This window comes from uncultured Algibacter sp., from assembly GCF_905480415.1.
Taxonomy (GTDB): Bacteria; Bacteroidota; Bacteroidia; order Flavobacteriales; family Flavobacteriaceae; genus Algibacter_B.
The window spans coordinates 1-26,145 of record NZ_CAJQQI010000053.1; the positions used below are offsets into that span (position 1 = coordinate 1).

At 34.3% G+C, this 26,145-nt stretch carries 20 protein-coding genes, 1 tRNA gene and 1 pseudogene; 7 read left to right on the forward strand and 15 right to left on the reverse strand.

Features of this window, described 5'->3' with window-relative positions; translation table 11 throughout:
- The 3 genes and pseudogenes from QZ260_RS04250 to QZ260_RS04260 form a co-directional block, all read right to left on the reverse strand.
- Nucleotides 1–209 (reverse strand): hypothetical protein (locus QZ260_RS04250; RefSeq protein ID WP_295983091.1); only part of this gene is annotated, 209 nt, incomplete at its 3' end.
- Nucleotides 210–317: 108 nt separating this feature from the next.
- The gene (locus QZ260_RS04255; RefSeq protein ID WP_295983094.1) at nucleotides 318–1,808 is read right to left on the reverse strand and encodes an aldehyde dehydrogenase family protein; all 1,491 of its coding nucleotides are present in this window, start codon (nucleotides 1,806–1,808) and stop codon (nucleotides 318–320) included.
- Nucleotides 1,809–1,820: 12 nt separating this feature from the next.
- A pseudogene (locus tag QZ260_RS04260) lies at nucleotides 1,821–2,177 on the reverse strand (GRP family sugar transporter); the annotation flags it as partial.
- Nucleotides 2,178–2,506: 329 nt separating this feature from the next.
- Here QZ260_RS04260 and QZ260_RS04265 point away from each other — a divergent pair.
- Nucleotides 2,507–3,511: a LacI family DNA-binding transcriptional regulator gene (locus QZ260_RS04265; protein ID WP_295983097.1), complete on the forward strand. Its 1,005-nt coding sequence runs from the start codon at nucleotides 2,507–2,509 to the stop codon at nucleotides 3,509–3,511.
- A 3-nt stretch (nucleotides 3,512–3,514) separates the two neighbouring features.
- Here the strand turns inward: QZ260_RS04265 and QZ260_RS04270 are convergent, their stop codons facing one another.
- The 11 genes from QZ260_RS04270 to QZ260_RS04320 form a co-directional block, all read right to left on the reverse strand.
- Complete coding sequence (locus tag QZ260_RS04270) at nucleotides 3,515–6,181, reverse strand: PQQ-binding-like beta-propeller repeat protein (RefSeq protein WP_295983099.1); 2,667 nt, start codon at nucleotides 6,179–6,181, stop codon at nucleotides 3,515–3,517.
- Between the two features lie 27 nt (nucleotides 6,182–6,208).
- Nucleotides 6,209–8,572, reverse strand: coding sequence for a GH92 family glycosyl hydrolase (locus QZ260_RS04275; RefSeq protein WP_295983103.1), 2,364 nt, complete (start codon nucleotides 8,570–8,572; stop codon nucleotides 6,209–6,211).
- A 185-nt stretch (nucleotides 8,573–8,757) separates the two neighbouring features.
- Nucleotides 8,758–11,088, reverse strand: coding sequence for a GH92 family glycosyl hydrolase (locus tag QZ260_RS04280; RefSeq protein WP_295983106.1), 2,331 nt, complete (start codon nucleotides 11,086–11,088; stop codon nucleotides 8,758–8,760).
- A 7-nt stretch (nucleotides 11,089–11,095) separates the two neighbouring features.
- Nucleotides 11,096–11,776 (reverse strand): bifunctional 4-hydroxy-2-oxoglutarate aldolase/2-dehydro-3-deoxy-phosphogluconate aldolase, encoded by a 681-nt coding sequence (locus QZ260_RS04285; RefSeq protein WP_295983109.1) that lies wholly within the window; start codon nucleotides 11,774–11,776, stop codon nucleotides 11,096–11,098.
- Nucleotides 11,777–11,888: 112 nt separating this feature from the next.
- On the reverse strand, nucleotides 11,889–12,929 hold the full coding sequence (locus QZ260_RS04290; RefSeq protein WP_295983112.1) for a sugar kinase: 1,041 nt from the start codon (nucleotides 12,927–12,929) through the stop codon (nucleotides 11,889–11,891).
- Between the two features lie 9 nt (nucleotides 12,930–12,938).
- Nucleotides 12,939–14,243: a TRAP transporter large permease gene (locus QZ260_RS04295; RefSeq protein ID WP_295983114.1), complete on the reverse strand. Its 1,305-nt coding sequence runs from the start codon at nucleotides 14,241–14,243 to the stop codon at nucleotides 12,939–12,941.
- A gap of 2 nt (nucleotides 14,244–14,245) precedes the next feature.
- Nucleotides 14,246–14,683, reverse strand: a complete 438-nt coding sequence (locus QZ260_RS04300; RefSeq protein ID WP_295983117.1) for a TRAP transporter small permease — start codon at nucleotides 14,681–14,683, stop codon at nucleotides 14,246–14,248.
- 56 nt (nucleotides 14,684–14,739) lie between these two features.
- Complete coding sequence (locus QZ260_RS04305) at nucleotides 14,740–15,693, reverse strand: TRAP transporter substrate-binding protein (RefSeq protein ID WP_295983120.1); 954 nt, start codon at nucleotides 15,691–15,693, stop codon at nucleotides 14,740–14,742.
- A gap of 75 nt (nucleotides 15,694–15,768) precedes the next feature.
- Entirely contained in the window at nucleotides 15,769–17,184 is a 1,416-nt protein-coding gene (gene uxaC, locus QZ260_RS04310) for a glucuronate isomerase (protein WP_295983122.1), read from the reverse strand.
- Entirely contained in the window at nucleotides 17,184–18,371 is a 1,188-nt protein-coding gene (gene uxuA, locus QZ260_RS04315; protein ID WP_295983125.1) for a mannonate dehydratase, read from the reverse strand. Before uxuA ends, uxaC begins: the two co-directional genes overlap by 1 nt.
- A 19-nt stretch (nucleotides 18,372–18,390) precedes the next feature.
- Nucleotides 18,391–19,218 (reverse strand): SDR family oxidoreductase, encoded by an 828-nt coding sequence (locus QZ260_RS04320; RefSeq protein ID WP_295983126.1) that lies wholly within the window; start codon nucleotides 19,216–19,218, stop codon nucleotides 18,391–18,393.
- A gap of 238 nt (nucleotides 19,219–19,456) precedes the next feature.
- On the opposite strand from QZ260_RS04320, the gene QZ260_RS04325 reads away from it, so the two are divergent.
- The gene (locus QZ260_RS04325) at nucleotides 19,457–20,545 is read left to right on the forward strand and encodes a substrate-binding domain-containing protein (RefSeq protein ID WP_295983129.1); all 1,089 of its coding nucleotides are present in this window, start codon (nucleotides 19,457–19,459) and stop codon (nucleotides 20,543–20,545) included.
- A gap of 173 nt (nucleotides 20,546–20,718) precedes the next feature.
- On the opposite strand, the gene QZ260_RS04330 is transcribed toward QZ260_RS04325, so the two are convergent.
- Nucleotides 20,719–20,800 (reverse strand) — tRNA-Leu (locus QZ260_RS04330).
- 189 nt (nucleotides 20,801–20,989) lie between these two features.
- Between QZ260_RS04330 and QZ260_RS04335 the strand changes: the two genes are divergently transcribed.
- The 5 genes from QZ260_RS04335 to QZ260_RS04355 all read left to right on the forward strand — a co-directional run.
- A complete protein-coding gene (locus QZ260_RS04335) occupies nucleotides 20,990–22,378 on the forward strand; it encodes a dipeptidase (protein ID WP_295983132.1) in 1,389 nt (462 codons plus the stop codon).
- Between the two features lie 39 nt (nucleotides 22,379–22,417).
- The gene (locus QZ260_RS04340; protein ID WP_295983136.1) at nucleotides 22,418–23,281 is read left to right on the forward strand and encodes an EamA family transporter; all 864 of its coding nucleotides are present in this window, start codon (nucleotides 22,418–22,420) and stop codon (nucleotides 23,279–23,281) included.
- Nucleotides 23,282–23,386: 105 nt separating this feature from the next.
- Nucleotides 23,387–23,986, forward strand: coding sequence for an RNA polymerase sigma-70 factor (locus QZ260_RS04345; protein WP_295983138.1), 600 nt, complete (start codon nucleotides 23,387–23,389; stop codon nucleotides 23,984–23,986).
- A 197-nt stretch (nucleotides 23,987–24,183) separates the two neighbouring features.
- The gene (locus QZ260_RS04350; RefSeq protein ID WP_295983141.1) at nucleotides 24,184–25,296 is read left to right on the forward strand and encodes a FecR family protein; all 1,113 of its coding nucleotides are present in this window, start codon (nucleotides 24,184–24,186) and stop codon (nucleotides 25,294–25,296) included.
- A 19-nt stretch (nucleotides 25,297–25,315) separates the two neighbouring features.
- The coding region (locus QZ260_RS04355) for a SusC/RagA family TonB-linked outer membrane protein (protein WP_295983143.1) at nucleotides 25,316–26,145 on the forward strand (830 nt) is incomplete at its 3' end.

Sequence of the window (26,145 nt, forward strand, 5' to 3'; positions counted from 1 at the left end):
AAGCCTTTTGTATCATTGTCTCCAATACCACAAGGGTGTACCGTTCTTAGGCCAACTGGTTGTCCTGTTTTTTTGAATCGTGCTCCCAAATGTTCCATCACTTTATCAGGTACCGCATGTCCTGCACCTGCACCACCAAAAACAACGGTATCCCCATCCTTAATATGAAGAACTGCTTCTGCCGCTGATACTATTTGAAATTTATTCATTTTACACGTGTAATTTTTTAATAACTATTGTATTCGTAGTCGTTCTTGTCTTAGAACAATAACGATACACTTCATTTAATTAAGAAGTATTTTTCATAAATTCGAGGCTTATCCCACCCAATCACCAGGTGTGGCACCCATTTTAATTAGTACAGATTTAGTTTCCATAAACTCGTCAACTGCGTGCGGTCCTAATTCTCTTCCCAAACCACTTTGTTTCATTCCACCAAATGGAATTTCAGGATACCCAGACATCCAGTTATTTACCCAAACAGTTCCTGCATCAATATTACGTGTCATGTACATGGCAGTATCAATGTCTTTTGTCCAAACACCTGCCGAAAGTCCGAAATCAGTTCCATTGGCAATATCTAAGGCTTCTTGGGCTGTTTTAAAGGTTAGGATAGAAAGTACAGGTCCGAATATTTCTTCACAAGCAATATCCATATCAGGCGTTACATCAGAGAAAATAGTTGGTTCAATAAAGGATCCTCGGTCACTTTTTAATGCCTTTCCTCCTAATGTTACTTTTGCGCCTTGGGCGATTCCAGATTCAATATACTTCATGATTTTATCAAACTGGTTGTTATTGATAATAGCTCCTACTTTAACGGTAGGATCTAAGGGATCGCCAACCTTAACTTTCTTGGCATGAGCAATTACTTTCGCTTCAAATCCGGCTGCAATATCTTCGTGGATAATGATTCTACTTCCACTATTACAACACTCTCCCATATTAAAATAAATTCCAAATACGACAGCATCAATAAGCGCATCTATATCGGCATCTGGAAATATAATTTGAGGGTTTTTACCTCCTAGTTCTAATTCTACTTTTTTCAAGTTTCCTGCTGAGGCGCGAACAATATGTTTCCCAACTGCTGTACTTCCTGTAAATGAAATCATATCTACATCATTACTTTCTGCTAGGGTCATTCCAACGGGGTCTCCATAACCCGCTACAATGTTTACAACACCGTCTGGCAATCCTGCTTCTTTTAACATACCACCCAATAACAACGTTGTTCCAGGAGTCATTTCAGAAGGTTTTATGACGGCTGTACAACCAGCAGCTAAGGCTATTGGTAATTTTTGCGAAATAATCAATAGAGGGAAGTTCCAAGGTGTTATCATTCCTACGACACCTACTGGTACTTTTTGCATCATGGCGGTCATATCTCTACCAACATTCGTATTTACATCACCAGCAATATGTCTTGCCAAAGTAGCAGCATAGTCCCAAATTCCAGCAGCCCATTCCATTTCGTCCAGAGCCTGACTTATAGGCTTCCCACTTTCAAGTGTTTCTATTAGTGCTAATTCCTCGGCTCTTTCTCTAATAATAGCAGCAACGTTTCGTATAATTTTTTCGCGATCAACTCCCGTCAAACTAGACCATTCATCACTTTTAAAGGTTTTTTTAGCCACTGCTATAGCTTCTTCAGTATCTTTTTTATTACTTAACGGATATTGACCTATAATAGCTCCATGCCCCGGACTTTCACGTTCAAAAGTTTCATTACCAGACGAATTTTTATAGTGTCCATTAATGAAGTTTTGGTAAATATGTGGCTTGCTAGGTACTTTATATTTGTTCATTTTATAATATTTTTATTTAACTAAATTTTCAAAATTCATGAGAATAACACCTCCAATTACCGCTATAACTACTCCCAAAATAATCACAAAAGCCAATACCCCTAATAACAAGGCGTTAAGCTCCACATCAGAGAACTCTCCAAAAAGTAATGCGCCCCATAGAACAGACACTACTATATTCATGGGCGCCCATATACCAAATACTTTTGCCATTCCAAGATTACTTGTTCCCACAAAAGTACTCCATCCGCTAATAGCCCAAATAAGTCCTCCATAAAAAGAATACCAAAACGTGGTGGAATTCAATCCATCAAAGTCAACGAATATTGAGGCTATTAAAGTCAAAGCAAGCACAGCGATGGTTATGTAAAAAGTTCTCGTTTGTTGCCTTCAATCTTAACATTCTGTGATGGAGCAATCCATGAACCCCAAGCTAGTATTGCCACAAGGGCATAAATAATTTCCATAATTTTTATTTGATTAAGAAAGTTTAATAAATTACTTATTTTTATCAAAGATAGCAAAAAGTATTACACGTGTAATACTTTTTGCTATCTTTTAAACTATATTTGATCTATAAACCAAGGATAATTATTGTTAACCATTGAGAATGCTTATAATTATAGAAATCTAGGATGACACTTAAAATGTATGTTTTTCTATATTTGCACATAAGTTTTTAAAACAACTATTTTATTTTGAAAGTCAACCAAAAATATATAGCCGATCTTCTTAAAATATCGAGGGTAACGGTAACCAAAGCACTTCAAGACCATCCGGACATTGCTATTAGCACTGTTAAGAAAGTGAAAGCATTGGCAGATGAATTGGGATATATACCAAATATTGTCGGCAGGAGTCTATCAACTAAAAAGACAAATACTATCGGGGTTGTAGTGCCGAAAATTAACCATTCCTTTTTTTCAACAATTATAGAAGAAATGTATACCAAGGCTCAAGCTTTAGGCTATCAAATTATTTTAATGGTTTCCTTTGAAAACGAAGAATCTGAACTGGCCAATGTAAAATCCTTACTTTCTATGAATGTAGATGGCATTATCATAGATTCTGTTTCTACTTCAGCCAAAGACAAATCATACGAATTGATTTTAAAGCATCAAAAACCATTAATTTATATCGATCGAAAACCGCGGTCAATAAAGAAGGTGGAAAGCATCGTTTTTGATGACTACAACTTGTCATATAAACTTACAAATCTACTTATTGATAGGGGGTATAAAGACATTATGTATATTACCGGATCGCAAGAAGTAAATATTTGCTATGACAGACTTATTGGGTTTAAAACTGCCATGAGTGATGCAAGGTTAGATGTTCCAACAGATTGGATTTTAAATGCGGATCTCGATAAAGAAAATTCTTATAAAGTGTTTCAAAAGTATCTTGAAAACAATTCGAAATTACCCGAAGCTATTGTTTGTGTTAATGATTTTGTTGCGCTAGGGGTGTACGAAGCCTGCGAAAAAAATCAGATTAAAATTCCCGATGATATAAGTATTGTAGGTTTCGGACACCTAAATATTTCTAATTTAGTGCAACCCCCACTTTCTACAGTAAAACTAGATTTGCAAAAAGCAAGTTTTGTTGCTGTGGAAAAATTAATTGCTATGATAAACGACCAACCATATGAAAAAAATAATATTATTGGCGGGGAAATTATATTTAGAGAAAGCGTAAAATAACCCCTATCTTATTGCATGAATATAACCATCTGAAGACATCACATAAGCCTTTCCTTTATATAAGGCCGTGCAAGATTCTTCAACTTTATTACCCATTTGATACATCCATTTTACGGTTGTTGTACCATCTCCATTTCCTTCGCTATCTACACAGTAAAAATAAGGATCGGAAATACTCGGGAAGTATACATCTCCTTCGCCTCCAATAACTGGACTACTTAATCCAGCACCCAATTGTTTCCAAATTAATTTACCCGTTTCTGCATCTATGCAATATACCACTGCCTCAATACAAATACCACCTAATCCAAGTCCATGCCAGCAAGACATATATACTTTTCCGTCATGAATTGCCGGTGTAATATTAAAAATATTTTTGCCATCAACAAACTCCCAGATGAGTTCACCCGTTTCTAAATCAATGCATTTATTCTTCACATAAATTCGACCATCTTTAATAATTGCAACACCAGAATCGGTACCAGCACCGTTATACTTCCATAATAATTCACCCGTTTTTTTATCAAACGCTTTTAGATAGTTATCCCAACTTCCAAATATTACCGTATTTCCTTCTACTGCTGGTTCACTACAAACCGATAATGAAAATGGTTTTTTCCAGATCATGGCACCTGTATTGGCATCCAAAGCCCAAGCATATCCATCAACTCCTGGAATGTAAACCATCCCATCAGAACAGGTTGCAGAGCCCCACACCCAGTCCACATTTTGTTTCCAAATAAGTTTTCCAGTTTTGGCATCAATACAATAGAAATCGTCTTCGCCTCCCTGTTGCCCAACATAAATCTTTCCTTCATAATAAGTGGGTGCTCCTGAAATAGAAGCTCCAAGTTCAAATTTCCAAATTTCTTTACCCGTTTGAGCATTTACAGCATATACAAATCTACATGGTGTTCCAAAAAAGATCATATTATCTGCAGCTGTCGGTTTAGATTGATAATAAGCGCCACCAGCTATTTGATCACTAAAAACTCTGTTACCATCCTTTTCAAAACTTGAAATAGCAGATCTTTTCCATACTTCTTCTCCTTTTACATTGATACAATGTGTGTATAAATCAGAATCATTGATTACAATTTTATCATCCTTCATAGACAAATCAGCTAAAATAGGATGGTGACTTACTTGCTTATAGAAAAGTTCTTTTTGTTTTTTATCATTTTTTAATTGCACACCATAAAATGATCCTTTCATGGTTGCAAAAAAGAATTTATCACCTGTAAAAACAGGAGCCGAACGAATCCAATCATCAGCCTCTTTTTTCAGTAAAAGTTCACCTGTATTAATGTCAAACACATAAAAGTTTTTATCTGCACTTCCCACGGCTACTTTCCCTTCAGCTGCAAAAGGCGCTGAAAAGTGTCTATACGATTTGTGCTCTACGTTTTCAACACTATATTTCCATTGTAATTCACCTGAACGCTTATTTAAACAATAAAATGTACCATCATTTGCTCCAAACAACACAAAGTTCCCATGTACAACGGCTTTATCATTAATAGCTCCTTCTGCTCTAAATGTCCAATTGGGTTTTGGTCTATTTCCTAATCTTCTTTCACCTTTCCAAGCATATAAATACCCCTCTAAAGTACCTTGATAAACCCAGCCTTCATTATCTAACAAAGGTTCTGCAAAGGTGTAACCTGTATACATTTCAAAAAGTTTCTGACCTGTTTTTATGTTCTTTGCTATCACACGATCAAATGCCTGTGTAACCGGTGGCTTGTTATGAATATCCTGAACACCAAATGGATATACAACAATCTCTTCGTTGGCAGCAAATGGCGCATGTCCTGCTCTATAATCTACATGACCTACCTCAATTTCTTTTACAATTTCACCCGTTTTTTTATCCACCAAAACAACGTCTTTCGTGGGTCCTCTATTTCCTCTTGCTCCCATTTCACGGAACATAATATGATCTTTCAAAATAACTGGACTCGACTGATTATTTGGAGCATGGTATAATTGATCGCCCATAATTTCTATGAGTTGCTTTGTACTCCAAATAATGTCTCCTGTATTTAAGTCTAAACAGTACATCGCTGTCCTAACTCCTGGAGAGGCCACATAAATGCGATTGTCTTCAATTGCAGGTTTCGATTCCCATGCCAATCCAACGGGAAAAACCCAAGCTTTTTCTCCTTTGGTTGGACCTAAAGCACCTGTGTAACCAGATAAGCCTTCATTCCCTTTATAGGAAGTCCATGGAATTTCTTTCTGGGCTTCCGAATTTATTGGAGTTGTATCATTCTTAAAAGCCAAAGATGCACCGCTACTTACCAATTTTTGATAGGATTCCAAAACAGCATAACCATCATCAATAACCAGACAGGCTTTGTACATTTCTTCATCCGAAAACACCTGAGGCTTATTGCCACTCCATAGATTATTCCATCTTGTAATTTTATTCAATCGATTATCAACAGCTACATAATCGGCTAAATGCATACCCTGTTGTTGTAGGCTTGCAGCCCAAAGTTTCATCTTAATAGCTCTTAATTTAAAATTTACTCTTTTGGTTGGTGATGATTTAAGCTCTAATCGAATTTGATCCAGTTCTGGATCGCCATTAGGGCTTTTAATTGACTGTCCTTCAACAGAAAGCAATACGAACAACGCACCAATAAAGGTAAATAGTTTCTTCATTTTAATTTATGGTTCTAACCTTATTTATTAATCTACAGACCCATCTGCATAAGGCACTGGATTTGTTTTTAGTCCCCATTTGCTAGGTTTTGAACCCATAACATATTCCAATGCTCCACCTTTAACAATATCTTCATGTTTGATCCAAACATTTTTATAGGCTTTCCCGTTTAATTTTACCGACTGAATATATATATTCTCTTCTGATAAATTATGGGCAGTAATTTTAAATTTATTTCCATTTTCTAAATTCATCTCAACTTCTTCTAAAAGTGGCGAACCAAAAATGTAAATTCCGCCCGCTGGATTTACTGGATAAAATCCCATCGCACTAAAAACATACCAGGCAGACATTTGTCCGCCGTCCTCATTTCCAATATACCCGTCGGGTGCTGCCTTGTAAAATTCTTTATCGATTTGATGAATTAATTTTTGGGTTTTCCAAGGCTCGTCAACATAGTTATATAAATAGGCTACATGGTGGCATGGCTCATTACCGTGTGCATAATCTCCAATTAATCCAGACACATCACCAACACTAGATTCTCCTGTATAGGGTAATGTAAAGAGCGTATCAAGTTTGTTGGCCATTGCTTTTTTTCCACCCATCATATCAGCCAAACCATAAACATCATGCGGAACAAACCACAAATATTGCCATGCATTTCCTTCGGTATAATCGCGGTCATGAAAATCTTCTCTGTGATACGCTCTTGGATCAAATGGTACTCTAAATTTACCATTGTTCAATTTAGCTCTAAAAAATTCGGATTCTTTGTCCCAAACGTTGTTGTAATATTGCCCTCTTTTTAGGAACTCATTTTGAACAGTTGTGTTTCCTAATTTATTTGCAGCAAGTGCCAGCGTCCAATCATCATAGGCATGCTCTAAAGTGACTGAAACTCCATTTCTCACTAAATCATTGGGATGATAGCCTTTTTTTAAATAATGCATTTGTCCATAATAGGAAGGGTATATATTTCGACCAGCAGTACTGTCTATTCCTGGTTGATTTGCAGAAATAACCATGGCCTTTAATAAATCTTCAGGATTGGATTTGGTCAACCCTTTCATATAAGCATCTGCAATAACAGGAAAGGAATGCAATCCAATCATACAGGTGTTTTCATTTTGATACATGGACCACATAGGCAACATTTTTCGCGGGTTCTGCTTTTGAAAATCCAGCATGGTACTTACAATATCTGCTGTTCTTTCTTGATGAATCAGGGTGAAAAGTGGATGTGTCGCTCTAAAAGTGTCCCATAGTGAAAACATGGTGTAATGTGTATAAGCCTTGGTTTGATGAACTTCCTTATCTATTCCTCTGTATTCTCCATTAACATCGTGATTAATTGTTGGATGTATGTTATTATGATACAAAGCGGCATAGAATTTAGCTTCTCTTTCTGGTGTTCCTTTGACAACTAGTTTTTGAAGTTGTTCCTCCCAACTAGCACTTGCATCAGCTTTCACTTTATCAAAATCCCAATGAGGAATTTCAGTCTCTACGTTTTCTAATGCATTTTTCATGGATACGGAAGAAATCGCAATTTTAACCATTACAGCTTCCTCGGCTTCGGTTGTAAAATTAAAAACCACTTTCATTTTTGCTGATGTATGATCTACAGCATCTGCCAAAAACTTTTTACTTTTATTTACATACAACCCTTTAGGATCATAAATGGCCTTAGATTTAAATGGCTTTGAAAATTTCACAGCAAAATATAATTGCCTGTTGGGCGCCCATATCCCACTAGTAATTCGGTAGCCTGTTACCGTTTGATTGTCTTTGATTTGAACATGAGCCAATTTCACACCGCTTCCACCGCCATTAATATGATGCACCAAATCTAACATGATATGAGCATCTTCCGTTTTTGGAAAGGTATATTTATGAAACCCTACACGTTCTGTTGCAGTCATTTCAGCATTGATATTATAGTCTAATAAGCGAACTTGGTAATATCCTGGTTCGGCAGATTCATCTTCATGAGAAAACCGAGATCGGTATCCAGAATCAGGTTCGTCGTGTTTACCAGGTTCTACTTGTATTTTCCCAACTGTAGGTACGAGTAATAAATCGCCTGCTTCTGTCAACCCTGTTCCACTCAAATGTACCTGACTGAACCCCAATAAACTTTTAGCATCGTAATGATAACCTCCAGCGGCATCCCACCCCTTGGTCTCCCAATCTGGTCCAGCGGCAACGGCTCCAAATGGCACCATGGCATGTGGAAAGGTATGTCCATGTCCACCCGTCCCAATAAATACATCTGTTTTATCGGTTAATTTCTTTTGAGACCAAATAGAACCACTAAAACACATTAGAAATAAGAGTGTGTGAATCACTTTAATTTTTTTATCTAATTTAGATTGTAAATAAACCATTTTAGCTAAGTTATTTTAATATATTACACGTGTAAAATTAATCTTATTTTTTCAATACCAAAACATTTATCTGAATACTTTTAATTACAAAATGAAGTTAAACCCATCTTCTGAAATAAAATTATATGATAAATTTTCTATTTTAATAGTACTCTAATGAACAAAATGAAATTGCCTTTTTCATGTTAATCTAATCCCCAGTTTTTATTAGGTTTACTTCCAAGCAGCAAATTCAATTCACCTCCTTTTGAGAAAATGTCATGTGAAAACTTAAAATGTCTCCAATTTTCACCGTTCAATTTAGCGTGTTGTATAAAGATGTTTTCTTCTGAACTGTTTTCAGTAGTGATTATGAATTTATCTCCAGGGTAGTAAGTTGAATTCAATTTGATTTCTATTTCATCAAAAAGTGGTGTGGTCATTTCATAAGAAGAATTTACAGAAGCTCCACCATCCATTTGGAATAGTCCCATGGCCATTAAAACACCCAAAGCCCCCATTTGTCCTTGATCTTCATCACCATTGTAGCCCCCATAAGGAGAGACATCACCAAAGGTAGTTTCTTTTACAGTACGCACCCATTTTTGAGAAAGCCAAGGCGCTCCAGAATAGTTGAACAAATGTGCCATTTGTGTTCCGGGTTGATTTTCATAATCTACCCAACTTTCTGCGTGTTTTCCATGCTCCGTTATAAAGTTATTACCTGTTGCTTTTTCAAAAGAACTATTCAAAAACGCTGTGTATTTTTCTTTACCTCCAAGTAATGCTATCAATCCATCAATGTCGTGAGGAACATAATTTGTATAAATTGCAGAATTACTTTCACAAAATCCAAGCATATTAAATCCTTCCCCTATAGGTTCAAAATTCGAAATCCAAGAACCATCCATGTTTTTAGGGTGGATAAACTTTGTTTCTGGATTCCAAAGGTTTCTGTAATTTTTAGAACGTTCCTTAAAAAAATTGGCATCTTTTGTTTTACCAAGAGCCGTTGATAATTGAGATAAGCACCAATCCTGATAGGCATATTCCATGGTCATGGATGCCCCATCTCTATGCATTCCAGGTTTTTTAATACCTTCAGGAACATAACCTCTTTCTACATAGAAATTCATACCACCACCTTGAGGATTATCTCTATGTTCATATCCTGCACGATCTCTTATACCGCCTTCAAAGGCATTTTTATACAAACCTTCATAGGCCTTTTCAACGTCGTAGTTGCGAATTCCTTTGTTATATGCTGTTGCAAAAAATGAAACGGCCGGATCACCAATCATAACATAGGTGTAGTTTCCACCAGATGGTCCACGAGGAATTAAACCACCATAACGATACATTTCCACCATACTCGCGCAAAACTCATTCATAACTTCTGGATATACCATAGACCATAAAACATTTAAAGTCCAATGACTTCCCCACCAAGCATCAAAATTATATTGATGATGTACTGGAGATCCATCTTTATTTAATGCTACTTGACGAATTTTCTTTTCAATGCCTGTCATATCTGCATACTTCCCATCTACGTCACTCATCACTTTTCTCCCTAATAAAGAATGCCAAAGATCTGTATAAAATTTTATTCTTTGATTTTCAGTTCCTCCTTTAATTTTAATCCGAGATAAATAATTATTCCATTCTTCTTGTGACTCTGAAACAACATCTTCAAAATTCCAATGGTTGAGTTCGGTATCCATATTCAATCGAGCATGTTCTATGTTTGTATAAGAAATGGCTACTTTCATTTGTAAAACATTGTTCTGATCTTTGTCAAAGGCAACATGAGCTCCAATATTTTCTCCTGTCAGTTCATCAATTTTTGCATTAATTAATTTTCCGTTTTTCCAAGTTCCAAAATTCGTGATGGGTTGGTCAAAACGCGCAACAAAATAGACATAAGTTGATTTTGGACGTCGTATGGTAGGGCTCATAATACTATAGCCCTCAATTTCATAATCGCTAATTTTTTGAACATGAGCCGAATCCATTTTAGAATGCCCCAACGCGGCACCTATATCAAAAATCACATGCTTTATGCTATCTTTTGGATACGTGTATTTGTGAAATCCTACCCTTGACGTAGCAGTTAATTCTGCCTTAATATTATAATCTTTTAAAACAATTTTATGATAACCAGGCTTTACAATTTCATCATCGTGACTAAAAGATGACTTATAGATTTCCATGCCTAGATGCCCTTTAAATTTTCCAACTGTGGGCATTACAGGAATACCCGATAGTTGCCAGCCATGTATATGGGAAAAATTTCGCACGTGTAATGAATCGTATAAATAACCAGATTTCCAACTTCCTTTTACTTGGGTATTTGGGCTTAGTCCTACCATTCCAAAAGGTCTTGCTGCTGAAGCAAAGAAAAACCATCGCGATTTGTGCGTGTCTATTTGAGGGTTCACATAATCGATTGGTTCCTTGTAATTTTGAGAAAAGCTTAGATTTGAAAATCCAAGTAAAAATGTAACGGTTAAAATTTTTAATATAAGGTTACGCATAGTTAAATTAAAATTTGTTATTATTTCTAATTGAATGAATTAGAGCTAGCGTTTTTTCTACCTCTTGTTCTAATTTTGCATAAGCTTTATTCGAAATAATTTCTTTTGAAATTAATTGAGATCCCATTCCAACACAAGTTACACCTGCATTAAACCATCCTGATAAATTTTCCTTGTTTGGAGCAACGCCCCCTGTAGGCATTACACTTGTCCAAGGTTGAGGCCCCTTGATTCCTTTTACAAATTGAGGTCCGTATATATCTCCAGGAAATAATTTTACAATCTCACAGCCTAATTCTTCAGCTCTAGCTATTTCAGTCAACGTTCCACAGCCAGAAGACCATAGCACTTTACGGCGGTTACAAGCAATGGCAATATCTTCTCTTAATACTGGAGTCACAATAAAGTTTGCCCCTAAAGCCATATATAAGGATGCTGCAGCTCCATCTGTAACAGACCCAACACCCATAATCATACCAGGTAATTCAGCAATGGCGTACTTTGTTAATTCACCAAAAACTTCATGAGCGAAATCGCCACGAGCTGTGAATTCCATTAACCGAGCCCCACCATCGTAACAGGCTTTTAAAACGTTTTTACTTAATTCAATATCATTACTAAAAAACAGTGGAATCATCCCTGTTTCTTTCATTGCAGTTGCAACTTCTATACGTGTAAATTGTGCCATTATTTTAGTTGTTTATTGAGCTGTTATTTAAATGGATGATTAATAAGGAAGGCTGAACTAAATGAATAGCCCAGCTATCCAATAAAACAAACCTAATTAATAATCTTCTTTTTTATCTAGCAACTCTTCCGGAGGCATCACCTCCCATTAATTTATTTACTTCTTCAACAGTTACCAAGTTCGCATCACCTTTAATGGTGTGCTTTAAACACGATGCCGCTACTGCAAAATCCAATGCATTTTGATCATCTTCAGGGAATGTTAATAATCCGTAGATTAAACCTCCCATAAATGAATCCCCTCCACCTACTCTATCTACAATATCTGTGATTTGATATTGGCGTGTTTCATACATTTTTGTTCCATCATATAAAACACCAGCCCAAGTATTGTGAGATGCAGAAATTGAGCCTCTCAAAGTTGTAATTACTTTCTTAGCTCTTGGAAATTTTATCATCATTTGCTGACAAACAGATAAAAATGCTTCTGCTTTCACCTCGTGTCCTTGTGTTGTAATATCCAATCCTTCAGGTTTAATTCCAAAGTGCATTTCAGCATCTTCTTCATTCCCTAAAATAACATCACAATAAGATGTTAGTTCAGTCATTATAGTTTCTCTATCTCCATTATAATTCCAAAGTTTTGCACGGTAATTTAAATCGGTAGAAATAGTTAAATCTAATTTGCTGGCAGCTTTTACTGCTTCTAAACAAACATCGGCTGCTCCCTGCGAAATAGCTGGTGTAATACCTGTCCAATGAAACCATTCAGCTCCATCAAATACTTCCTCCCAGTTTATCATTCCTGATTCTATTTCAGCAATGGCAGAATGAGCTCTGTCGTAAACAACTTTAGAACCTCTTGATACTGCTCCAGTCTCTAAAAAATAGATTCCTAAACGATCACCACCATACACAATTTTATCTACTCCAACACCTCTTTTTCGAAGTTCCATCATGGCACATTCCCCAATGTCATTTTTTGGTAAACGCGTTACAAAATCTACAGGTATTCCATAGTTAGCCAAAGAAACGGCTACATTAGATTCACCTCCCCCATAAATAGCATCAAAACTATTGGCCTGTGAAAATCTTAAAAATCCTTGTGGAGCCAATCTTAACATGATTTCTCCAAATGTGATTACTTTTTTCATTGTTAATTTTTATAAATTGAATAATCTTGGTAAAAACATGGATAATTCTGGAATATAACTTATTAGCATTAATACAATTACCATTATTACTAAAAACGGCAACAAAGGCCTTATTACTTGTGTTACGGAAACTTTAGCAACGCCACTACCTACAAATAGGAGTGTTCCAACCGGAGGTGTACAAATGCCTATACATAAATTAAGAACAATCACAATTCCAAAATGAACAGGATCCATTCCTAATGCGGTTACTACTGGCAGAAAAATTGGTGTAAATATTAACACTGCCGGAGTCATATCCATAAATGTCCCGATAATCAACAAAATAATATTGATCGCTAAAAAGATAGCGAACTTATTATTTAACGACTCTAATAAAAAAGTGCTGATCATTTCTGGAATTCCTTCAAAAGAAAATAACCAGGACATGGCCATTGATGTACAAATCAAAAACATTACAACAGCTGTTGTTTTTCCACTTGACAATAATATTCCAGGTAAATTTTTCATTTTCATGTCACCGTAAATCAAAGCTAAAACTGCAGCATATAGTACCGCTATTACAGATGCTTCGGTAGCTGTAAAAATCCCTGCTACAATTCCACCGACTACAACGACCAACAATAATAAACTAAAAAAGGCTTTTCTAAAATAGGTCCAAATTTCCTTAAAAGTTGCTCGTTTTCCTTTGGCATAGCCTCTATTAATTGAAACAAAAGCGATATACCCCATTATGGCAACCCCTACTAATATTCCAGGTAAATAACCCGCAATAAATAAAGCAGCTACAGATGCAGTACCTCCACTTGCCAAAGCATACACAATGAGAATATTACTTGGAGGAATTAAAAGTCCTGTTGTTGAAGAGGTAATATTTACGGAAGCACTAAATGTTCGAGGATAGCCTTCATCTTCCATTCTATCGGTCATAATGCTTCCTATTGCTGACGCTGCAGCCAATGCAGAACCTGAAATAGCACCAAATAACATCGATGCCAATACGTTTACATATGCCAAACCTCCAGGTAAACTTGCGACCAATGATTTTGCAAAATTGATTAATCGATTGGCGATTCCTCCTTGTTTCATAATCTCTCCTGCGAGAATAAAAAATGGAATTGCCAATAAGGCAAAACTATCAATTCCCGTAGTCATTCTCTGGGCAATGGTTGTTATACCCGGCATTTTATCAATATTCAATAACAAACTTAAGGTTGTTGAAATTCCAATACTATAGGCAACTGGAACCTTTAACAACAAAAGGGTAAAGAAACTAACAAACAAAACGATAATACTTAAAACTTCGATACTCATAATTAATTATTGGTTTTGTTAGTGTAAATGTTTGAAATATGGTATATCGAAAAACACATAATCAGTAAACCACTAATTGGCAAAATTGCATATACATATCCCAACGGAATTCTCAAGGTTCCTGATAGTTGTTCTAAATGTAAGGTTGTGTAAACCAAATTAAAACCACCTATAACCATTACGATGGCTGCAAAAAGAAATATCAATACCTCTATAAGAATTGACGCTATCTTTTTATTTGATGCTGAGAACTTTTGATATAAAAAATCCATGGACAAATGTTCTCTTTTAGCATTTAGATATGCTGCGCCTACTATGGTCATCCAAATCAATGAAAATCGAGCAAATTCTTCTGTCCAAGTAAAAGAGGTTCGTAAAATATATCTCGAAAGTACCTGAAACAAAACATCCAATACTAAAAGAGCAAAAATTGTTATCATAAATCTCTCAAGAAATTTATTTACTTTATTAAAAATAAGTGTAGATCTATTCACAACTATTGATTTTTAATTTGATTGACAATTGGAGCGAACGCCGGATATTCTTTGACAAACCCTTCTACTACAGATTTTGATTTTTCAGCAAACAACGATTTTTCCGGAATGATTACCTCTACTCCATGTTCTTTGGCCACTCGTATTGATTCTTCAACAGATTCATTCCAAAACACTTTTTGAGCCTGAGAAGATTCATTAGCAGCATCCTGTACCCAAACTTTTTCCTGCGCTGTTAATTGTTCCCAAAATTTTGTTCCAATTACTAGAACATCTGGCACTGATGAATGCTGATCCAAGGTATAATACTTACTGATTTCATAATGATTAGACGACACAAACGATGGTGGATTATTTTCAGCACCATCTACTACCCCTTGTTGAATTGCGGTATACAATTCACTGTATGATAGCGGTGTGGCTGACCCTCCCATAGAATTTACCATGTTAATTGCCATTTGATTGTTCATCACTCTTATTTTAAGACTTTTTAAATCTTCAGGTGTTCTAATTGCTTTTTCACTCGTGTAAAAACTTCGACTACCAGCGTCGTAATAACAGAGACCTCGCAACCAAAACTTACTTCCCTTTTCCAAAATGGATTTCCCAATTTCTCCTTCTAAAACGCTAAACTGATGCTCTTTACTTCTGAATAAATAGGGTATTCCTAAAATATGATATTCAGGAACAAAATTAGATAAAGTAGCTGCACTAACCTTAGTTGCAGCGAGACTTCCTATTTGTAACAACTCTAAAACCTCTCTTTCTGAGCCCAACTGTGCATCGGGGAAAACTTTTATTTGAACCGTTCCACCAGATTTTTCATCCAATACTCTCTGAAATTCCAATATCCCTTTATGAACAGGGTGTGATTGTGGCAAACTATGCCCCAAATAAAGTACTTTTGTTCCTCCTTGCTTTTTACAAGATGACAAACCAAGAACAAGCATTGCCATTAGTAGTATTTTATATTTCATTCTTCTAATTGTTCTATTGTATTACTTATTATTACTATTATTTTTACCTAATATTTAATTGAACTCAAAATAATTTACGGCATTATAATAACAAATATCTTGAACCATATTTCCTAAAAAATCGATATCATTTGGCACCAATCCTTTATTTATATCTTCAGCTATTAAATCGCATAAAATTCTTCTAAAATACTCATGTCTAGGAAAAGATAAGAAACTACGACTGTCAGTCAACATTCCAACGAAGCGACTTAAAAGTCCCATATTTGAAAGTACATTCATTTGCTTTTCCATTCCGTCTTTTTGATCTAAAAACCACCAGCCTGTTCCGAACTGCATTTTACCAGGAATCCCTTCTTCACTATAATTTCCCATCATAGCTGCAAAAACTTCATTTTGGGATGGATTTAAATTGTAGCAGATTGTTTTAGTTAATATTCCTTTTGAATCTAAGTTGTTAAAAAATTTCGACATTGATTCAGCTTGATTAAAATCACCAATAGAATCACAACCAGTATCTGTGCCTATTTGTTTTAATAATTTACTATTATTGTTGCGTAAAGTACCTAAGTGAAATTGTTGCACCCAACCTTTTGAATGATACATTTTACACAAATTAAATAGAATGCATGATGCGTATAAATTTACTTCGTCACTAGAAATATCTTCTCCTATCAAGCTCTTTTTTAATATCACATTGGCTTTTTCTTCCGTAAAATCATGTGCGAATATTTGACTCATTCCAAAGTCTGATACGCGACAACCATTTTCATGGAAAAAATCAACCCTGTCTTCAATAGCCTTTAGTAAATCTGACAAATCAGTAATTGAAAATGAAACGCAAGCTTCCAACTTTTTTAAATAGTCCGTAAATTCAATTCCATCGATACCAAACAATTTGTCTGGCCTAAATGAAGGATACACCTTTGTAAATATATTTTTCTTTGCAATTTGTTGATGGTATTTAAGATCATCTGTTGGATCGTCTGTTGTACAAATAACCTCAACGTTCATCTCTTTTAATAAATCAGCCGGTGTTTTAGTTGCTAAAACTTCGTTTGCCTTTTTATAAATTTCTTTTGCAGTACTTGGTTGTAAAACTTCATCAACATCAAAATAGCGTTTCAATTCTAGTTGTGTCCAATGAAACAATGGGTTTCTCAATGTATAAGGAACGGTTTCTGCCCATGTTTGAAATTTTTCTTCTAAGGTTGAAGAAGAACCCGTAATCAATTCTTCGTTCGAACCATTGGTACGCATTGCTCTCCATTTATAATGATCTCCACCCAACCATGCTTCAGAAATATTCTCCATAGGTTTATCTTCCGCTATTTGCTTTGGCGATAAATGATTGTGATAATCTATAATAGGCATGTCTTTTGCATACTGATGGTACAAAATTTCAGCCTCTTTAGAATTTAACAAAAAATTATCTGTAATAAATTTCTTTAATGTTATTTCTTTCTTCATTATAAACTTTTTGAGATTCCCAATTCCAAGCCTCTTAATTCTGCTAAGCCTCTTAATCTTCCAATTCCAGAATAACCCGGATTTGTTTTTTTATTTAAATCATCTAGCATTTGATGACCGTGATCTGGACGCAAGGGCATTTTTAAATCTGTTCTTCCTGCTAACTGTCTTTTTCTCTGTTCTAGTACTAAAGCTTTCATAACACCATACATATCAACATCTCCTTCTAAATGATTTGCCTCATGAAAATTACCTAAAACATCTCTTTGTGTACTTCTTAAATGGATAAAGTGAATTCTACTTCCCAATCGTTCTATCATACCTGTCAAATCATTATCCTCTCGTACTCCAAAAGAACCAGTGCAAAATGTTAAACCATTATTTGGACTATCAACTGCTCTATACAAATCATTGATATCATTCTCTGTGCTAACTACTCTAGGCAATCCAAGAATAGGAAATGGTGGGTCATCCGGATGAATACACATTAAAACCCCTGCCCTTTCTGCTGCAGGAATAATTTGTTCTAAAAAATAAAACAAATGCTTTTTCAATTCTTTTTCACCAATACTATTATAAGTTGCAAGTATGGCATTAAACTCTTCCAAAGTATAACCTTCTTCTGCTCCTGGCAATCCAGCAATTATATTCTTAATCAACAATTTTTTATCATCGTCGGTCATTTGTTCAAACATTGCTTCGGCACTTGCCAATTGCTTTTCGCTATAAGTCGATTTACTACCAGGTCTTTTCAATAAAAACACTTCAAAAACGGTGAACGCTGTTGCATCAAATCGCAAGGCTCTTGAACCATCTTCTACTTCATAGTTCAAACTGGTACGTGTCCAATCTAGCACTGGCATAAAATTATAACACACCGTATCAATTCCACAGATACCTAAATTTAAAAGTGTTTGAGAATAATTATTGATATATGTTTGAAATTTTCCTGAATGCGTTTTAATATCTTCATGTATAGGAACACTTTCTACAACCGACCAAGTTAACCCTGCTATTTCTATAGTTTCTTTACGCTTTTGAATTTCTTCAACTGGCCACACCTCTCCGTTAGGGATATGGTGTAAGGCAGATACAATTCCAGTTGCTCCGGCTTGTTTGATGTCTGAAAGAGATACTGGGTCATTTGGCCCATACCACCTCCATGTTTTTTCTAAACTTAAACTCATGATTTATATCTATATATTTTTAAACACCACTAAAAGCACTAAACCCGCCATCTATAGGTATTACAACACCTGTTACAAATGATGAGCCTTCACCACATAGCCACAAGGTTGTTCCGACTAAATCTTCTGGTTTACCAAATTTACCCATTGGGGTTTGTTCAATGATTGTATTTCCTCTAAGTGTTAAATCCCCTTTTTCAGTTGTCAATAGTGTTCTGTTTTGATCTGTAAGAAAAAATCCTGGTGCCAATGCATTTACTCGTATTCCTACTTTTGAAAAGTGTACGGCCAACCACTGTGTAAAGTTAGAAACAGCGGCTTTTGCACCACTATAAGCTGGAATTTTTGTTAGTGGTGTAAAGGCATTCATTGATGAAATATTTAAAATACTACATCCTTCTTTCCCCACCATATCTTTAGCAAAAACCTGTGTTGGAAGCAAGGTTCCAATAAAATTCAAATCGAAGGTAAATTTAATTCCACTAGGATCTAAATCGAAAAACGTTTTAAAACTATCTTCTTTATTTAAAAGATCTTGTTCTTCTAAATATGGATTTGAAGTAGTACCTAAAGGATGATTCCCTCCAGCACCATTAATTAAGATATCACAAAAACCCAACTGACTATTTACTTCCTTCTTTGCATTTTCTAAAGAATCCTTTTCTAACACATTGGCAGCAATCCCAATAGCCATTCCTCCTTCTGTATTAATCTGTTCGGCAACTTCATTTGCTGCATCAATTTTTAAATCTAGCACGGCAATCTTATGCCCTTCTTTTGCAAGTGCTTTTGCTAAGGTACTGCACAATACACCTCCTCCTCCTGTTACTACAACGACTTTACTCATTATTTTGAAAATTATTTAAAATCAATACTCATCTGTGGTTTTTCGTGTCCGTACACGAAACTATTTTAAAAAAATCAGAACATTGAAATACAAATGTAATTAAATAGCCGTGTGCGAACACAAAAATTTTAAAAAATATTGCTAACTTGCTTAAAACTATAGTTGATATTGCCGCAGTATATTTGCATTTATTGGAGTATGAAAATTATTTATTCAATTTAAATTATCATAGAAGTATATGATTACAATTAAAGAAATTGCCAGAGAAGCTAAAGTTTCGGAGGGCACTGTAGATAGAGTGCTTCACAACAGAGGTGGAGTTTCTAAAAAGACAGAAGTTCGCATTAAAGAAATCTTTAAAAAACATAATTTTAAAGTGAATCCCGTTGCAAGTGCATTGGCGATGAAAAACAACTTCAAGGTTTCCACTCTAATGCCCAATTATGATACTGACAATTTATTTTGGAAATCGCCTTATTTGGGTGTATTAAAAGCTAGCCAAGAGGTTGCTAATTATGGTATTGAAGTCAATAATTTCACTTTTGATCAATTTGATGCTAGCTCCTACTTAAGCCAATTCAAAATCTTGATGGAGTCAAATCCTACCGCTGTTATACTTGTACCCGTATTTATTAAAGAAACAAAAGAAATTACAGATGAATTAGAAAAAAAGAATATCCCTTATCTCTTTTTTAATATTGATTTAAATGGATTTAATAACATTTCATTTATAGGTCAAGACTCCTATTTGGGTGGTTATGTGGCTGGAAAATTAATGCATTTAAGCTTACATGACGAAACTTCTTTTTTAGTCGTTCAAACTAGACTTAATGTTACAAATTACCACCATATATCTAAACGAATTGAAGGGTTTAATGACTATTTTATCAAAAACGATTTTCAAGTAGAAACTCAGACTTTGAAAATTGACAATCTTAAAGACATAAAAAAAGCCAAACAAAAATTAAATTCATATTTAAAAGAACATGGTAATATTAAGGGAATATTTGTTCCTTCAAGTCGTATATCTCTTATTGCAAATAGTATAGAAAAAACTTACTCAGATAAAATTCAACTAGTTGGTTTTGATAATACCCCTCAAAATATAAAATGTTTGGAAGCAAATAAAATTTCCTTTTTAATTTCTCAAAAACCATTTGATCAAGGCTATGAATCGATACACTTAATGACTGATTATTTAGTAAAAAAGAAGGAACCAGTTAGCAAAATTTACTCACCGATAGATATCCTTACAAAAGAAAACGCCCGCTATAACGATCGAAAGAAAACAGAATTTGAAATTGAAAACAGAGAAATCATAGATTAACATAGATTAGGTCTAAATCACTTTATGTTGATTGATTTTGAAGATTCTAAAATGTCTAATTGTTTTATAATTTGTTCTTTCTTAACAGGAAAATGTTGTACCTATGTTGTACCCGAATGAAAATTGTTAACGATTTTAAACAAAAAAAGTCGAAGATTTCTCTTCGACTTTTGTACAGGCGGGGAGACTCGAACTCCCACACATTGCTGCATTAGATCCTAAGTCTAACGTGTCTACCAATTCCACCACGCCTGCATTTTTAATATTTTAACACTAATAATTAGGTTAAATCCTAAGTCTAGTGTGTCTACCAATTCCACCACTCTCGCTTAGTCCCGATAATTATCGGGTTGCAAATATAAACAACATTTTTAAATTGCAAACTTTATAGTATCAAAAAACATTCTTTTTTATACTTTTGAATACATCCTAATAAAAACTTCAATGAACCACATCAAATCCTATATTTCAGAACACAAAGACAGATTCTTAAATGAGTTAATAGAACTCTTAAAAATTCCATCGATAAGTGCTGATTCAACATACAAAAACGATGTTTTAAAAACAGCAGATGCTGTTAAATTTAGTCTTGAAAAAGCGGGATGCGATGCTGTTGAAATTTGCGAAACGGAAGGTTACCCCATTGTTTATGGTGAAAAATTAATTGACAAAAACCTACCAACCATTTTAGTTTATGGGCATTATGATGTACAACCACCAGACCCTATAGATCTGTGGAGCTCTCCACCATTTGAACCAGTAATTAAAAAAACAGAATCACATCCTGAAGGTGCCATTTTTGCCCGTGGCGCATGTGATGATAAAGGTCAAATGTATATGCATGTTAAGGCCATGGAGTTTATGACAGCTACAAACCAGTTGCCATGTAATGTGAAATTTATGATTGAAGGCGAAGAAGAAGTGGGTAGTGTAAACCTCTCAACCTATGTAAAAAACCATCAAGAAAAATTAAAGAATGATGTCATTTTAATTTCAGATACAGGAATGATTGCTAATGATGTACCATCAATTACAACAGGGTTAAGAGGGTTAAGTTATGTTGAAGTAGAGGTTACTGGCCCCAATCGTGATTTACATTCAGGTTTATTTGGTGGCGCTGTAGCCAATCCTATTAATATTTTGGCAAAAATGATTGCCTCACTTCATGATGAGAATAATTATATAACTATTCCCGGTTTTTACGATAAAGTGGAAGACCTCTCAAAAGAAGAACGTGCCGAAATGGCAAAAGCCCCTTTTAGTTTAGAAAACTATAAAAAAGCATTAGATATTGATGCGGTTTACGGCGAAAAAGGATACACTACAAATGAACGTAATGCTATTAGACCAACATTAGATATAAATGGTATTTGGGGCGGTTACACTGGCGAAGGAGCAAAAACAGTAATAGCTAGTAAAGCGTATGCCAAAATTTCTATGCGCTTAGTTCCTCATCAAGATTGGAAAGACATCACACAATTATTTAAAACCCATTTTGAAAGTATAGCACCAAAAGGCGTTAGCGTAAAAGTAACACCACATCATGGCGGGCAGGGTTATGTAACACCCATAAATAATATTGGATATAAAGCAGCAAGCATGGCTTATCAAGAAACATTTGATAAAACACCAATTCCGCAACGAAGCGGTGGTAGCATTCCAATTGTATCTCTTTTTGAGCAAGAGTTAGGCAGCAAGACCATCTTGATGGGGTTTGGTTTAGACAGTGACGCTATACATTCACCAAACGAACATTTTGGTGTTTTTAATTATTTAAAAGGCATCGAAACTATTCCCCTATTTTATAAATATTTCACGGAATTATCAAAATAATTTTGGTGTCACAATAACCAGCACGTGTTAGTTTCTAATATGAAAAACCAACATTCTAATCACCTTTTATTACTATTATTAGCAACCCTTTTTATAAGCACCTCTGGAGCCCTAGGAAAGTTTATTGATATGCCAACTCCTGTAATAATTTGGTGGCGCTCCATTATAGCTATGGTTTTATTGTACGGGTTTTGTAGATTTAAAAGAATTAGTCTAAAAATAAGCTCAAAAAAACACATCCCAACAACTATAATTAGCGGGCTATTTATGGCAGCACATTGGATAACCTATTTTTATGCTTTAAAACTATCTAATGTAGCCATTGGCATGCTTTCGTTATTTACATACCCCATTATAACAACCTTATTAGAACCTATATTTATCAAAGTAAAATTCGATCCCAAATATATTATACTCGGTTTTATGGTTTTATTTGGCATGTACATACTTGTTCCCGAATTTAACTTAGAGAACACTCATGTAAAAGGCATCTTATTTGGATTACTTTCAGCTTTGTTTTATGCTTTACGTAATATTCTATCTAAAAAATTGGTAGCACACTATCATAGTTCATCCATAATGTTATATCAATTATTTGTTATTACTATTGTTTTATTGCCGGTTATGTTTTTTTTAGAAACATCAGGGATTAAAACACAGTATCCTTATGTTATTCTTTTAGCAGTTTTTACTACAGCCATTGGGCACACGATGCTTGTAAATAGTTTGAACCATTTTACAGTAAGTACCGCCAGTATTATAAGCAGTACACAACCAATATTAGGGATTATCATTGCCTTTATTTTTTTAAATGAAATACCTACTTTAAATACGTTTATTGGCGGATCAATAATTCTAGCCACAGTTGTTATTGAAAGTATTCGTTCTAGAAAGATTAATTAAACTTAGATGAAATCTATTTTCAAATTTATTTCTTTAAATATTGTATTTTTATAAATTATCGCAATAGACATCTATATTAATTAAAGACGTTTATAATTATCCTAAATGAAATTATATAGCAAAGAAGAACTACTCCAACTTAACAACCTAAAGAAAGGTAATGAAAGGGCTTTTGAGTATTTTTTTAATAAATATTATGACGCTATTTTAGGGTTTTGCATTCAGTTTATTTACAACAAACCTGAGGCTAGAGGTATCACCCAAGAGGCCTTCTTAAATTTATGGACAAATAGACAGCAAATTGAAAAAATTAATGGGATTGAATCTTTTCTTTACACCTATGCGAAATCTAAATGCTTAAATGTTATACGTAATAATAAAGTTAAGGAACGCTATAAAAGTAAAACCCTTAATAAAAAAGAACGCGCTTTAGATTATGACATATTAAAGTCTATGAATTTTGATTCTTTGGCCTTAACTGAATTGGAAGAACTGATAACAAAATCTATTGATGATTTACCTGAAAAATCAAAAGTTGTTTTCTATAAAAAGCGTTACGAAAATAAAAAAAACAAAGAAATTGCCCAAGATCTTAATGTTACTGTAAAAACAGTTGAGGCACACATGACTACCGCGCTAAAAATTTTGAGATTAAAATTAACCGAGTATTTACCGCTTATTTTTGTCTCAATCCTAATTTCTTAGTAAATTATACCTCCTATAAAACTTACATTATAAAACCTTTTTTAAAAAATTTAAATTTTTAGTTAGGGTTTTTAAAGGTTAGCGTGTACTAATATTAAAGCCATCTTTAATTTGTTATTGTCTTGCGTTATTATGAGACAATTTAATTGAAATTACCTAATAAAAATATAACTTAACACAGGTTTTAAACACAAAATATGATTTCAAGTTTAATTACAAAATACTTAAACGGAGAAGCAACCGAGCAAGAAGTTTCTCAAGTTTTTAATTGGATTGAAACTTCTAAAGCAAACAAAAAACAATTCATTGATCTTAAAAAAGTATGGGGTATGACTTGTGTTTCGGACTCGGAAAAGATAAATACTTGGCATCAAGTTCAAGAGACAACGCTAAAAACCAAACCCATCAAATTCTCATCTATTTTTAATTATGCTGCTATTTTTATTGTTTTTTTAAGCTTAGGTTCACTTATTTGGTTAGCAGAAAAACGAGATTCTATTGAATCAAAAAACGTGGTTTTAGAAATTGAAGAAACCCATACCAAAATTGATTTAGCCAAAGACAAAACGACTATAAAAAAGCAATTAGTTGATGTTATTACCTTACAGAATGCTCACGAAATTGTGTATAACTTGGAAAGCGTCTCACAACCTATTACTTTTCATACTTTGAATATTCCTTTTGGAAAAACATTTAAAGTAACACTATCTGATGGTAGCATTGTTCATTTAAATGCAGGAAGTAGCTTAAAATACCCACAACAATTTAATACCACTGGCAACAGAAAAGTGTTTTTACAAGGTGAAGCTTTTTTTAAAGTTAACAAAGATGAAAAACGCCCATTTATGGTTGAAGCTAACCATATAGCAATAAAAGTTTTAGGAACTGAGTTTAACGTTAACACTTCTAGTTTAAATCACTATGCCGATTGTATTTTAGTTGAAGGTTCTGTTTTATTATCGAGTAATAACGGCAATGAAGTAATACTTAGCCCGAATGAAAAAGCAACTTGGGATATCACTTCAAAAGCATTTAATATCTCGCAAATAAACACCAAACTCTATACGTCTTGGGTTCATGGCGAACTTATTTTTGAAGATTCAAATTTCAGTGATATTTCAAATAAACTGACGCAATTTTACAATATAAAAATAGAGAATCGTAACAATTCGTTGAAAACTCAAAAGTTTAGTGGCACAATTAGTTTAAAACATTCAAGTGTCGAAAATATTTTAGATTTGTTAATTAATGACACCCCTTTTTCCTATATTAAAATGGATGATAACACCATTATTATTAGTAATAACTAACCGTAAATGATTATTAATTTTGAATAAAATATTTAAAACAGTTTTACTTGTATGCACTTTGATGCTGCTAAGTGCAAGTAGCATTGCTCAAACTAAGCGAATTAGTTTAGATGTTAAAGAGCAATCTTTTAGTGATGTTATAAATCAAATTGAGCAACAAAGTTCATATAGAGTAATATACAACTCTAGTAAAATTGATGCTACTAAAGAAGTAACTATTTCCGTAAATAATAAATCTTTAGAAAGCACTTTAAAAAAACTTTTGGAAGGGAGCGGGGTTTCTTATGTTTTAAAAAACAATCAAATTTTATTGGTTGAAAGCAAACCGTCTTCCAGTAACACAAATAGCCAACAAAGTGAACGCCTAATAAAAGGAATAGTTTTAAGTGCTTCTGATAATTTCCCGCTTCCCGGGGCTACCATTTTAATAAAAGAGACTTCAAAAGGAGTGGTTACAAATATGGATGGTGAATTCACATATCTTTTAAAAGGAAATGACATAAATAATATGATACTTAAAGTTTCATATTTAGGTCACAAAACCATAGAAATTCCTGTTGGAGAAAAAACAAATTTTGAAATATTATTAGAAGAAAACGTATCTACTTTAGATGAAGTCGTTATTACATCTTCATATGGCACTAAAAAATTAAAACAAGAAGTGGTTGGCAGCATTGTAACTGTCAACCCAAAAGATATTGGTATTGAACAACCTGTTAATACGTTTGATGAATTATTAGAAGGACAGATCTCCGGTTTACTAATAGAAACCAATCCGCAACTTGGAGAACCTGTTACCATAAACATAAGGGGTCAAGGCTCTCTAACACCTTTAACCGGTATAGGCAC